The 13224-nt window shown below is 38.4% G+C and carries 11 protein-coding genes and 1 pseudogene; 5 read left to right on the top strand and 7 right to left on the bottom strand.

The genetic code is table 11. The features are described 5' to 3' along the window. The first annotated feature begins 20 nt into the window (after positions 1-20). From DYI00_RS06330 to DYI00_RS06315, 4 genes and pseudogenes are all read left to right on the top strand, one after another. Positions 21-1064, top strand: a complete 1044-nt coding sequence (locus DYI00_RS06330; protein ID WP_011577049.1) for a rod shape-determining protein — start codon at positions 21-23, stop codon at positions 1062-1064. Positions 1065-1068: 4 nt separating this feature from the next. Beyond that, the gene (gene mreC / locus DYI00_RS06325) at positions 1069-1815 is read left to right on the top strand and encodes a rod shape-determining protein MreC (protein ID WP_011577050.1); all 747 of its coding nucleotides are present in this window, start codon (positions 1069-1071) and stop codon (positions 1813-1815) included. Between the two features lie 44 nt (positions 1816-1859). Further along, positions 1860-2989: pseudogene (locus DYI00_RS06320) on the top strand (sulfatase-like hydrolase/transferase). After that, positions 2986-3522 carry a sulfatase-like hydrolase/transferase gene (locus tag DYI00_RS06315; protein WP_367971989.1) on the top strand — a complete coding sequence of 179 codons (537 nt, stop codon included), beginning with the start codon at positions 2986-2988 and terminating at the stop codon, positions 3520-3522. The pseudogene DYI00_RS06320 and the gene DYI00_RS06315 overlap by 4 nt, the downstream one beginning before the upstream one ends. 225 nt (positions 3523-3747) lie before the next feature. Here the strand turns inward: DYI00_RS06315 and nusA are convergent, their stop codons facing one another. The 6 genes from nusA to plsY form a co-directional block, all read right to left on the bottom strand. Continuing rightward, a complete protein-coding gene (nusA, locus tag DYI00_RS06310) occupies positions 3748-4935 on the bottom strand; it encodes a transcription termination factor NusA (RefSeq protein ID WP_011577053.1) in 1188 nt (395 codons plus the stop codon). Between the two features lie 65 nt (positions 4936-5000). Continuing rightward, positions 5001-6179, bottom strand: a complete 1179-nt coding sequence (locus DYI00_RS06305; RefSeq protein ID WP_011577054.1) for an aminotransferase class V-fold PLP-dependent enzyme — start codon at positions 6177-6179, stop codon at positions 5001-5003. 216 nt (positions 6180-6395) lie between these two features. Then, on the bottom strand, positions 6396-8987 hold the full coding sequence (locus DYI00_RS06300; RefSeq protein WP_011577055.1) for a TonB-dependent receptor: 2592 nt from the start codon (positions 8985-8987) through the stop codon (positions 6396-6398). Between the two features lie 152 nt (positions 8988-9139). Next, the gene (locus tag DYI00_RS06295) at positions 9140-9466 is read right to left on the bottom strand and encodes a Plug domain-containing protein (protein WP_011577056.1); all 327 of its coding nucleotides are present in this window, start codon (positions 9464-9466) and stop codon (positions 9140-9142) included. Then, positions 9450-9803 (bottom strand): FolB domain-containing protein, encoded by a 354-nt coding sequence (locus DYI00_RS06290; RefSeq protein ID WP_011577057.1) that lies wholly within the window; start codon positions 9801-9803, stop codon positions 9450-9452. The genes DYI00_RS06295 and DYI00_RS06290 overlap by 17 nt, the downstream gene beginning before the upstream one ends. Then, on the bottom strand, positions 9800-10462 hold the full coding sequence (gene plsY / locus DYI00_RS06285; RefSeq protein WP_218564363.1) for a glycerol-3-phosphate 1-O-acyltransferase PlsY: 663 nt from the start codon (positions 10460-10462) through the stop codon (positions 9800-9802). The genes DYI00_RS06290 and plsY overlap by 4 nt, the downstream gene beginning before the upstream one ends. A gap of 103 nt (positions 10463-10565) precedes the next feature. Here plsY and ccoG point away from each other — a divergent pair, with 103 nt between their 5' ends. Next, a complete protein-coding gene (gene ccoG / locus DYI00_RS06280; RefSeq protein WP_011577059.1) occupies positions 10566-11936 on the top strand; it encodes a cytochrome c oxidase accessory protein CcoG in 1371 nt (456 codons plus the stop codon). Between the two features lie 8 nt (positions 11937-11944). Here the strand turns inward: ccoG and DYI00_RS06275 are convergent, their stop codons facing one another. Beyond that, the gene (locus tag DYI00_RS06275) at positions 11945-13144 is read right to left on the bottom strand and encodes a saccharopine dehydrogenase family protein (protein ID WP_011577060.1); all 1200 of its coding nucleotides are present in this window, start codon (positions 13142-13144) and stop codon (positions 11945-11947) included. Positions 13145-13224: the final 80 nt, after the last annotated feature.

Raw genomic sequence — 13224 nt, 5'->3', positions numbered from 1 at the left:
AATAAAGGATTAGAAAGAGCATGATTTTTAGCAAATTAATTGGTCTGTTTTCGCATGATATTGCCATAGATTTAGGCACGGCTAACACGATCGTGTTAGTCAAAGGGCAGGGCATTATTATCAATGAGCCTTCTATTGTAGCGGTGCGCATGGGATTGTTTGATTCTAAGGCTTATGATATTTTAGCAGTGGGGAGCGAGGCTAAAGAAATGTTAGGTAAAACCCCTAAAAGCATCAGAGCGATTCGCCCCATGAAAGATGGCGTGATTGCTGATTATGACATTACCGCTAAAATGATGCGCTATTTTATTGAAAAAGCGCACAAACGAAAAACATGGATTCGTCCGCGCATCATGGTGTGCGTGCCTTATGGATTGACGAGTGTAGAAAGGAATGCGGTCAAGGAGAGCGCTTTGAGCGTTGGGGCTAGAGAAGTCTTTTTGATTGAAGAGCCTATGGCAGCTGCGATTGGGGCAGGCTTGCCGGTGAAAGAGCCGCAAGGGAGTTTGATTGTAGATATTGGCGGTGGCACGACTGAAATTGGCGTGATTAGTTTAGGAGGGTTAGTCATCTCTAAAAGCATTAGAGTGGCTGGGGATAAGCTGGATCAAAGCATCGTGGAATATATCCGTAAAAAATTCAATTTATTGATAGGTGAGCGCACCGGCGAAGAGATTAAGATTGAAATCGGTTGTGCGGTCAAACTAGACCCACCACTCACTATGGAAGTGTCAGGGAGGGATCAAGTGAGTGGGTTGTTGCACACGATTGAATTGAGCTCTGATGATGTGTTTGAAGCCATTAAAGATCAGGTGAGAGAAATCTCTAGCGCTTTAAGGAGTGTGCTTGAAGAAGTGAAGCCGGATTTGGCTAAAGACATTGTGCAAAATGGCGTGGTGCTTACCGGCGGTGGGGCTTTGATTAAAGGTTTAGACAAGTATTTAAGCGATATGGTTAAACTTCCTGTATATGTGGGCGAAGAGCCTTTGTTGGCGGTAGCTAAAGGCACGGGAGAAGCTATACAAGATTTGGATTTACTCAGCCGTGTGGGTTTTAGTGAATAATATTATGCACTTTTATTCCAAATTCCTTTGGCTTTTAGGGATTTTTCTTATTTTTTATTTTTCAGATATTAAAGGTGGCTCTTCTTATATCAGCGACAAGCTTAAAGACGCCTTGATGAGTGCGAAAAATAGCTTATTAGACAACATTCAAGCTTATTTTTTTCAAGCCAAAAACATTAAAGAATTTCAAAAAGAACGCTTGGTTTTAGAAGCTTTAAAACTAGAAAACGCTGATTTGAAAGAGCGCTTAAAGGGCGTGTATCCTTTAGAAAAGCCAAAAATGATTTATACCCCCACCTTTATGACTTCCTTTATTAGTTTAGAAGACACGCACAGCGTTTCTCTCAACCCTATCATGAATTTAGAAGAAAATAAGATTTATGGTCTTGTTTCTCATAATCAAGCCATAGGTATTGCGGTGCTAGAAAAAGGGCGTTTGAATGGGTTTTTGAACGCCCACAAGCGGTGCGCTTATAGCGTGATGATAGGCAAAAATCAAGCGTTAGGTTTTATAGGGACTAATTTCAAGCAAGAGTTAGTCGTGGATTTTATTGTCCCAAGCGCTGAAATTAACATAGGTGATCAAGTGCTAACAAGCGGATTAGATGGGATTTTTGGAGCGGGGGTGTTTGTGGGCGAAGTCTCAAGCATTGAATATCATTACACTTATAAAAGCGCGGTGTTAAAAAACGCTTTTTTAAGCAACGCTAAACTTTTAAGGCATGTGTTTTTGAGCGATGTCAAAAACTAGTATGGATGGTGGATTTAAGAAATTTTAATGGATGGAGTTGTTTGATGATTTTAGATTCTAAATTTTTTGTGTTCATTCTTTTTAATGTGCTTTCAGCATGTTTTCTCTCTTCAGCGAGTGCGGATTTTATTCTTAGGGCGTTCTTGTATAGTTTTATATGGCTTTTTATCGTTTATTGGGCGATTAGTTTTATTAAGAATGGGTTTGTAGCAGAAATCCTAAAAAGTTTTATATTGGTTTTAGGGATTGTGTTTAGCTGCATAGATATTTTTGGTTCATATTATTTTCATTTGCCTTTGTCTAATGAGTTGGGTAATATTTTATTCACCACGCATTATAAAGAGAGCTTGGAGTTTCTCCATGCTTATGTTTATCCGAATTGGTATTTTGTGGTAGGTCTTATTTTAATAGCTGTAGGCTCTCTAAAACTATTTAGCTTCATTCCTAATAAACCCATTCCTTTAAAAATGGCTAGTATTCTAAGTGTTTTATTTTTGATTGTAGAAGTGCCACACACTATAAAAACAATCAAAAAATATAAGGAGCATGAAGCTCTGTTGAACGCTGATGGGACGATGGAATACATTGCTTTAGCTAAAGGAGTGTATTATTTTGGTAGGAATATCAGCAGCTTGAGAGAAAGCAACAACTCTAGTCAAGTTTTAGAAAAAGCTTCTTACCCTAAAGATTACCTGCTCAAAAATACAGGAAGTGTTGAAAATGTGGTGTTGGTTTTTGGCGAGAGTTTGAACAGAAACTTTATGGGTGTTTATGGTTATCAAGCCCCTACAACCCCTTATTTAAGCGCTCTAAAAGAAAAAGGTTCGCTTTTAGTGTTTGATAATGTGATTAGCCCAGCTTTTTATACGGACAAAAGTTTCACAATGCTTTTAACTTACGCTAATAGGGATAATCTCAACCAAAAAGCATGGTATCAATTTAAAAATCTAGCCCATATCCTTAAATTGAGCGATTATAAAAGCGTTTGGATCACTTCTCAAGGTTTTGGAATCATGTGGGGCAATAGCTATTATCAAGTGGCTAAGTATTTTGATACTTATATAGAAAATGATAAACCTTATGATGAAAATTTGGTGGCTCTTTTCAAGCGGTATTATGACAATGAGAGAGAGAGAGAGTAGCAAGCGTAAAAATTTTGTTGTTTTTCACTTGATTGGCAATCATTTTGAATACAAAAACCGCTTTCCTAAAGAATTTTCCCGCTTTAATCTCAATAACACTTCTTATTTTTCAAAAACCAAGTCTTTGAAGGTTAAAAACAATACTGACAAGCAAGTTGTAGCCGATTATATTAACAGTGTTTATTATAATGATTATGTTTTGCATTCTTTGATTGAATTGTTTAAAGACAAGGATAGTCTCGTTATCTACCTAAGCGATCATGGCGATGACATGTTTGAATCAAGTGCTTTTAATACCCATGAATGCTCAAATGCCAGCATGGAAATCCCATTTTTAATCTATATGAGCGATGCATTCAAACAAAAACACCCCCAAATGGTAAAAAGATTTGAAGAAGCTTTGCACAAGCCTTTTATGAGCGATGATTTATTGCATACCGTATTGCCATTAGCAGGAATAATAACCAAAGATTATGAAAAAACGAGGGATTTATTTAATGAGAATTATAACGATAAACGCCCAAGGAAGCCATGCGATAACAAGGTTTATCCTATGGATAAATGAGTGGTATTTATAATTGCCCATTTAAAAAATCAATCAAGCTTTGCTTGTCATGGTATGGGCAAATGTTATGACTTAAAAATAGGATCAATCTCATTCAAACTTTAAACCCATTTTTTGATGGTTTGATTTAGTGAAAAATAGGCTCAAATTTAGCCTTAAAAAATTTAGTCATACACCTTTAACACCGCAAGTTTTTCAACTTAAAGCTCTTTTTAGAGCTTGTCTTTAATTCTTAAACAAAGACTCTAAAGCTTCTACCCCTACTTTTGGTGTTTCTTTTTCGTCTTCATTTTCTGTATTTTCTTTGACGCTAGGAATGGTTTCAAACTCTATATGATAGCTAGTAAGCATGGACGCTAGGCACACATTCACCCCACCCTTGCCGATAGCCTTAGATTTTTCCGTGTCTAACAAACGCACTTTAGCCTTTTGCAAATGGTTATTGACAATAAAACGCTCTTGGATTAACTCTTTTTCTTGAGCGCTCAATTCTTCTATGGGAATTTTTTTAATCTCAACGCTTAAAATTTTAGCAGGAGCGAGCGCCAAAGTGATATAAATTTCAGGCACATTAGAATACTCTATGCAATCAATATTTTCTTTATTCAATTCATTGCTTATCGCATTAATGCGCACGCCTTTAACCCCTACAGCCGCACCTATAGGATCAATCCTAGAATTGTTAGAAAAAAAGCTCACTTTCGCTCTATTACCTGGGATTCGCACGCAATGGATAATTTCAATTTCTTTATCCTTAATCTCAGGGACTTCTAATTCTAGCAAAGCTTCAAGCATTTTAGGGGTGGTGCGGCTAAGCTCTAATAACAAGCCTTTTTTAGTGCGTTTGACTTGCGTTAAAACCGCCTTAATACTATCGCCTATTTTAAAACTCTCGCCCTTGATGCGATGGCGCATGGAAAGAACGCCTTGAAATTGTTGCTCAATTTCAATAAAAGTGTTTTGATTGTTATCCACTAAAATCACTTGCCCCATTAAAACGCTGTTGAGACGCTTTTGGAACGCTTCAAAATGGCTGTCTTCTAACGCCTTTTCTAACTGGTATTGCAAATCTTTAAAAAGGCGGTTGATCGCTCCTTGTTTCATGCTCTCTAAACTCAAACTATAAGACAATTCATCTTTAATCTTAACGCTCGGATCCATTTCTTTGGCTTTAGAGAGGCTAATATATTTAGAAGGATCGTTAATCAATCCTTCATCATCATCTTCTAAAACTTCTACCAACTGGATAAGCTGGAGCTGCTTGTTTTCTTCAATCACTAAGTAGCGTGCTAGGGGGTCTAATTCATTTTGCGCCATTTTTAACAAACAACCTTGAACCACTTTTGAAATCATCTCTTTAGGCAAATTTTTTTCATACGCAATGCATTCTATAAGGTCGCTGATTTTTTCCATTTTTGAGTTCCTTTAAATTTTTGTAGGAGAGAGTATTTTAAAAGAGATTCTATTATAGCGAATTTTTAAGCCTTATTAAGGATTTCTTCTAAAACTAGAGCGATTTTTTCCAAATCTTCTCCATCCAAGCTAAAGACTTCAAAACACACAAATTCGCATGAGATTCTTGAAATAACGCCTTTTTGAAAAAGTCTTAAATAAAGCTTCTCACAATCTAAAATCTGGGTGTTTTTAGACCGGATCTTCACGCAAAAGGATTCTAATTCTGTATGGGACAAATTCCCTATTTTAGAAAAGCTAGACGCTATGCTCACATCTAATTCTAAAGGTTTTAAAAGAGCGTAGAGTTTTAAAGCTTTTTGTAACAATTCGTCTTTAGTTTGATTGAGTAATTCATAGAATTTAATCTCTTCTTTATGGCTTATCCATGCTTTTAGGCTATGGAAAAGCAAAGTGAGCGTGATTTTATCCGTTCTCAAAGCTCTATAAAGGGGGTGGTTTTTTAAGGTCTCAATCAATTCTTTTTGCCCCATAATAATGCCAGCTTGCACGCCATTAAAGAACTTATCTGCACTAAAGCTTAAAAGCGATGGTTTTAGGGCTAGAATTTCTTCCAAAGCCCTTTTATTGAATAGATCCACATCCCCTAAATTGTAATAATCTATCAAACCATGCTCTTTAGCTAGGGCTTGCAAATCTTTAAAAGGCGTGTCTTTTTTAAAAGTGGGGTTATGGATTTTAAATAGCATTTTACTATTTTCATTCAAGGCTAAGCGGTAATCCCTTAAATAAGTGCGATTGGTATTTCCCACTAAATGCAACCTAGCCCCACTGGCTAACAAAATGTCTTTAATCTTAAAATTCCCTCCCATGCCCACTAATTCGCCATAAGAAACAATGATTTCTTGTTGCAAGGCTAAAGCGTTAGCAATAAGAATTAAAGCGCTTGTGTTATTATTGACAATCAAAATTTCTTCAGTGTCAAAACACGCTTTAAAAAGCTTTTTTAAGGGGGTTAAGCGGTTGGTTTTTTTGGCGGTGTTTAGATCGCATTCCAAATCAATGGGGTGGGTTAAGATTTCTTTTAAGCAAGGTTCAATCCTTTCATAAAATTTTTGGCTAAAAAACGATCGCCCATGGCTTTCATCAAAAACGCTCGCACTCGCATTGATGATCTTTTGGTAAGGGTTTTTCAAGAGATCGGAGATTATTTGGGGCGTTTCTTTAGTCGTGATATTAGCCATAGATGAAAGCGCGTTTGCTTTTCCTTTTTGAGAGTTAATAAGGCACGATTTTAATTCAAGCTCGCTAAATTTTTAATAAAACTACTTTTTTAAAATCCTTAAAAGCGTTTTAATGAGTCTGTTGAGCGAGCGGAACTTTTTCCATAAGGTTTGGTAATTTTTGTAAGGTTTTTTCATGTTCAAAATTCAAAAAGAAATCCTAAGATTTCTTTCAATTTAGAACTGATAGGACACCTCAAAACGCGCATTAAATCCAGGAGCCGGAAGTGCCATGCGTTTGTCTTTAGGGATCATATCGCTCGCTGGAGCGTCTGCACTCGCTTGCCATACTGAAGCCTGACTGATATATTGCTTGTTTAAGATATTGTTAAACACGGCTGAAATCCTTAAGCCCTGCCATTTTTTAGAAGTGGGAGTCCAGTTGACAAAGACATTATGTACGCCATACCCAGGTTTATGGATTTTCATCAAGCCGTATTGCGGATAGTAAATAGAATAGCCTTCATAAAACATGTTGGTTACAAAGCGTGAGAGCCAAGTCAAGGTAAGCCCCCATTTATGGATATTGTAATCGGCTTTTAGGATAAACACATTCCCTGTGGTTGCAGCTAGTGCGTAAGTATCGGCTAATAAATGCCCCCTAGCTGTCGGCCAAGAGCGTGCCACCGAGAAAGTCCCTACGAAATTTTTATATTGCACATTCCCTGAAACTTCATAACCATAGATATTGATGGTTTCAGGTAAATTCCCTGACATGTTTTTTGCCGTTGCATTACCCCCACCATTTTTAGAGGTGTCTTGCCCATAGCTGTTGATGAAGTTGTTGATCACTTGATAGAACGCTGCCCCACGCACATTGAAATACTTGCTGTTGTAATCCACATTGAATTCCACATTTTGACCGATTGCAGGGCGCAAATTCCTTTGATAAATCACTGTGGGATCGCGCATCAAAACGCCATCTCCCGGTAAAGCTCCCTTAGTCACATACGCGTAGCTCACTTTCAAGCCAATGCTTTCAATAGGGTTATAAAGCACGGTTGCAGAAGGTGAAAAGCCAGAAGTCACATGCGTACGACCGTTTTTATCTAGCAAGGTGTAAATATCATAACGAGTTCCCGCACCCACGATGAGATTTTCCAAAAGATTGTAGTTGGCCTGCATAAACCCACCGATGATATTGCCAATCGCATGCGAATTTTGGGGCATGTTACGATAGAGCGGATTAGGCGTGTTCAAATTTTGAGGGTATTGGGAGCTTTGATCGGTGTAATAGTGGCGGTAAGGCAAGCCCAAGCCGTTAGGGTCGTTAGGGTTAATGTTGTTTTTATAGTAGCCGTTTTTACCTTTATCCAATCCAGAGAAAACGCTCAAATTTTGATAAATCATGCCGTATTCAAACACATTCCCATAGTCTTCGCTAATGGGGTGGGTGACTTTGAAATTAACACCCGAGTTGATTAAGAAAATCCTTCTCGCTAAAGTCCCCTCAGCGTCCGCATTCCCTAAAGTCCAATCGTTAGAAGCGGTGTTTTCAGCGTTTGGAGGGGTCATGTCGTAATCAGGGTTTTTAGGAACAAGCCCATGGTAAATATTAGAGCCTGTAGAAATCATAGAAGTGTTTTGCCAATCGATTGCACCCGGCTTCCCATAGCCTATTTGATAGCCTCCATCAGAGGGTCTGATAGCCCCTTGCGTGCACTGGCTGATATTATCGGGGTTGTTACACCAATCCTTAACTTCAGGAATGTAATCTGGGTTGGCTGGCTCGTTGGAATTATAAGCGAAAGGATTCACCACAGGGTTATAATCGCCTCCCCTTACCCCTAAAAAGGCGGTGGATTCAATGCGAGGCTGACCAAATCTAGTACCACCGTCATGCTTGTATTTCAAGCTCAAATTGTGGTTGAAGTTGATCGTATGGGCTAACTCTTTCCCAAAGTCAATCACAAAAGGTGCTGGTTGGCTTCCTGGATCGTTGGCTTTAGAAAGAGCTGATGTGGTGTTGGGGCGTAAGAGCCTAGTGGAATTTTCCCTTGTCATGTTATAGCTTAAGCTGATGGTGTCCGTGTCGTTGATATAGCCATTGACTTTGCCTAAAACACTATTGACTTCACTAGGAGTCCCTACGCCAATATCACTATTGCTTGGATCTTGCAAGTCAAAATTGGGGTGGAAGAGACTCCTAAAAGCGTTGTTCCCATCTCTGTAATAAAAAATATCTTGATGGTTGTAATACGCAAGAATATCCCAATTTTTCCCACGGTAAGCTGCAGTGGCGTTCATGCGGTATCCAAAGTTAGTGTAAAAGCCCGCTTCCATTTTGGCACCATAAGTTTGATTTTTCCTTAAAAAGTCGTTAGCGTCAATCGTGGTGAAAGACAATTTACCTGCCACCGCACCCGGACCCGCTGAAGCGTTCGCTGCACCTTTGATGACTTCCACTTCTTTGATCATGTTAGGATCGATTACGGTGTTAGCGTCATGGTGGAAAATATTACCATTTTGAGCGACGCCATCGATCGTTACCCTTAAGAGACGGCTTTCAATCCCCCTAACATAAATCTTTTGTGCCATTAAGCCCCCACTAGCCACATTCACATCGGCTCTAGTCCTAAAAATATCACGGACTTGGTTACTTTGGCGTTGTTGGAGCTCTTTTCTTTCAATATACATTTTATTGTTATACTCAAAGGTCCTTTCGCCTAGCGTGGTTACCTTACCCAAAGTGTGGGTTTCTTCTTGAGCTTGCAAACTGCTAGCGACAATACAGGAGACAAATACAATACGAAATCTATTTCTGAGCATTTCTTTTTAGCCTTTTTCTTTACTTTTTCTCTAGGAGTTAATCTTCTTGAACCTAGATTATTATTACACTATTCTATTTAATAATACCTTAAATTTTGTTTTAAAATTAAGAAAATACGAAGAAAAATGTGATCAAAAAACGCTTTAGCATTTTATTGAGCGACCGAATCAACCACGATCCGCGAAAAATTACTGCTCATGCCCCTTAAAAAAGTTTGAGAAGACACATTGATTTCAGCGTTTTGGCGAAAAATATCGCTTGGTTGGTTGCTTTGGCGTTCTTCTAAGTCATGGCGTTTGATAATGATTGTATTCCCCCATTGAAAGGGTTTGTAAGATCGCTTTTTTTTGATGACAAAACGAGGTTCTAAATCCAAAAATTGCGCGTAACTTGGGAAATATAAAGGCTCTAGTAGGGGGTTTATGGGTTGTGCTTTTAAAATAATAATGAGAAAAAAGAGGTTAAAGATGGTTTTCATAGTTAATTTTCACGCTCGCCCCCACTTGAGAATTTTTAGAAATCTCTAATTTGCTGATCTTTAAAAAAAGCTCAGTGATCTCCTTGTAGCGTGTTTTTAAGATGCGGCTTAAATCTTTAAGGGCGTCTTCAATGAGTAAGTATTGTTTTTCTTGCATCGTGTTTTGAATGATTTCTTGGATTTCCATGTAGTCTAAATAGACCTTGTTGGGTGATTCCGTGTAGAAAAGATCCAAATTTACGCTTATTTTTTGGGGTTTCAAGCGTTCAAACTCTAAAATCCCTAAAATCGTTTCAAACACGAAATGATGGATATGAACGGCTTGTTTGATTTTCATAAGACTTTCTTTTCTTTACCGGCGAGCAAGTTAAAAATATTGCCCACATGCTTGATAAGAGTAAAAATAAAGATTAACACCATAGGCGTTTGTGTGCCTACTTCTTTAAGGATATTGACGCTATCTGGGATATGCATGTAGGGGACAAAAAAGATAAGAATTGTCGCTGTGCCTACCCCTACAATGCTAGCGAGAGAAGAGATTTTAAGCACCTTACCCACAAAAAACCACACCATTAAACCGATTAAGCTTTCAATAGGGATAAGCAACACCACAGAGCCCATGATCGTAGAAACGCCCTTGCCTCCATTGAAATTTAAAAAAGGCGAATAACAATGCCCTAAAATGCTTGCGATAGCGACCATCCATTGCAAGCTATAATCCAACCCAAACAATTTGCTTAAAAAAACAGCAAACATGCCTTTGAATAGATCCAAGATTAAGACTAATAGTGCCATTTGTTTGGCGTTACTCACGCCCCTACTTTGTAAAGTGCGCAAGACATTCGTCGCGCCAATGCCCCCTGATCCGATCTTAGTAATATCCATACCATAAAAGATTTTCATTAACGCATAGCCAAAAGGAATCCCTCCAATAAGATAGCCCAAAAGGGTGAAAATCACATTGATATTGGTTAGGAAGTTTAAAACGCCATCCATAAATACCCTTTCAAATAAAATGTTTGCCATTATAACATGTTGATTTTAAGTGAAAGCGTTAAGTTGTTAGGGTATAGTGGATTAAAAATTTTAGGATATGAGAATGCTTGAATCTTCTAGCCATTTTTTAAAATCGTTTCGCTTGAAGCGTTACATAGGGTTTTTATTGATCTCTTTAGCGCTATTAATCACGCCCTTTATTCGTATTGATGGGGCACATTTGTTTTTGATCTCCTTTGAGCATAAACAATTGCATTTTTTAGGCAAGATCTTTAGCGCTGAAGAATTGCAAATCATGCCTTTTATGGTTATTTTGCTTTTTATAGGGATTTTTTTTATTACCACTAGCCTTGGGCGTGTGTGGTGCGGATGGGCTTGTCCGCAAACCTTTTTAAGGGTGCTTTATAGAGATGTGATTGAAACTAAGATTTTCAAACTCCATAAAAAGATCAGCAACAAACAAGAAAGCGCTAAAAACACCCCAAGCTATAAGATCCGTAAAATATTGAGCGTTTTGTTATTCGCTCCTGTTGTGGTGGGGCTTATGATGTTGTTTTTCTTTTATTTCATCGCCCCTGAAGATTTTTTTATGTATCTTAAAAACCCTAGCGAGCACCCTGTTGCTATGGGTTTTTGGCTTTTTAGTGCGGCTGTGGTGTTGTTTGATATAGTGGTGGTTGCGGAGCGTTTTTGTATCTATTTATGCCCTTATGCTAGGGTGCAATCGGTGTTGTATGACAATGACACCTTAAACCCTATTTATGATGAAAAGCGCGGTGGGGTGCTTTATGATAATCAAGGCAATCTCTACCCTCTATCCCCTAAAAAGCGCAGTGCGGAAAATGAATGCGTGAATTGTTTGCATTGCGTACAGGTTTGCCCCACGCATATTGATATTAGAAAGGGCTTGCAATTAGAATGCATCAATTGTTTGGAATGCGTGGATGCATGCACCATAACAATGTCTAAATACAACCGCCCTTCACTCATCCAATGGTCTTCAACCAACGCCACAAACACGCGCCAAAAAGTGCATCTCGTGCGTTTAAAAACAATCGCTTACATGGGGGTTATCGCTATTGTTAGCGCTCTTTTAGTCATCACTTCGTTTAAAAAAGAACGCATGCTTTTAGACATTAACCGCAACAGCGATCTGTATGAAACGCGCTTGCAAGGGTATGTGGATAACGATTATGTGTTTTTATTCCACAACACGGACAATAAAGATCATGAGTTTTATTTCAAAATTTTAGGGCAAAAGGACATTCAAATCAAAAAACCTTTAACCCCCATTATGGTTAAAGCTGGGCAAAAGATTAAAGCGGTAGTGATTTTAAGAAAACCTTTAAAAAGTGCAGAACAAAAGCGTGCCAAAGACATTTTAACGCCTATTAGAATACAAGCTTACAGCACGGACGATAAGAATATTATGGTAGAAAGAGGATCGGTGTTTATCGCACCAAGTGAAGATTGAGCCTAAAACTAGCGCTCAATCACTTCATAAGGCAGACCTTGTTTAGTCAATTCTTCCATGAAAGGATCGGTGTTTAATTCTTCTATGTTAAACACCCCAGCCTTAAAATGCTCCACGCTCCAAGTGTCATTGCAAATCATTTTAGCCGTGCACATCGCTGGCACGCCGGTGGTGTAGCTTATAGCTTGCGAGCCTACTTCTTCATAGCATTTCTTATGATCGCACACATTGTAAATGTAGAGCGTTTTGTCTTGGTTGTTTTTAATGCCGGTCATATAGCACCCAATATTGGTTTTACCGGTAGTGTCTTTGGCTAGAGTTGCCGGATCAGGGAGCAAGGTTTTTAAAAATTGTATCGGCACGATTTTTACGCCTTGATGCTCTATCTCTTTAATGCCTAGCATGCCGACATTTTTTAAGCATTTCATGTGAGTCAAATAGTTTTGAGAGAAAGTCATAAAAAATCTCGCCCTCCTTAAACCTTTAATGTTTTTGACTAACGATTCCAATTCTTCATGGTATAAAAGATACGAATCCATTTCGCCAATTTGAGGGTAAGCCCACACTTGTTTGATTTCTAAGGGCTTAGTTTCAATCCATTTGCCATTTTCATAATAACGCCCTTTAGAGCTCACTTCTCTTAAATTGATTTCAGGGTTAAAATTGGTAGCAAAAGGGCGTTTGTGATCCCCAGCGTTGCAGTCTAAAATATCTAAAGTGTGGATGGTGTCAAAATGGTGTTTTTGAGCGTGAGCGACATAAGCGTTAGTTACGCCTGGATCAAACCCCGATCCTAAAATCCCTAAAATCCCTGCTTCTTTGTAAGCTTTATCAAACGCCCATTGCTCTTTGTATTCAAACTTCGCTAAATCCGGATGCTCGTAATTAGCGGTATCAATGTAATGGGTTTTAGTCTCTAAACATGCTTGCATGATTGTTAAATCTTGATAGGGTAAAGCCACATTAACAACGACTTTAGGCTTGTATTTGTTGATTAAAGTTATTAAGGCTTGCGTATCGTCAGCATCCACTTGTTCAACACTGATTTCCCCCAAACCTTTTTTGAGCATGCTTTCTTTAATCGCATAGCATTTGTCTAAACTCCTACTTGCTAAAACGATATTTTTAAAAACATCTCTGTTCATGCCCATTTTGTGTGCTACCACACTGCCTACGCCACCAGCTCCAATTTGTAATACTGTATGCAAGGAACACCTACTTTCTAGCTAATCTCGTTCTTTTAAGTGTCTATTATATTATAATAAGATGAATTGATTAACCAAAGGAG

The organism is Helicobacter acinonychis, assembly GCF_900461455.1.
Lineage (GTDB): Bacteria > Campylobacterota > Campylobacteria > Campylobacterales > Helicobacteraceae > Helicobacter > Helicobacter acinonychis.
Note: the sequence above shows the minus strand (reverse complement) of the source record. Positions and strands in the feature narration are given on the sequence as shown.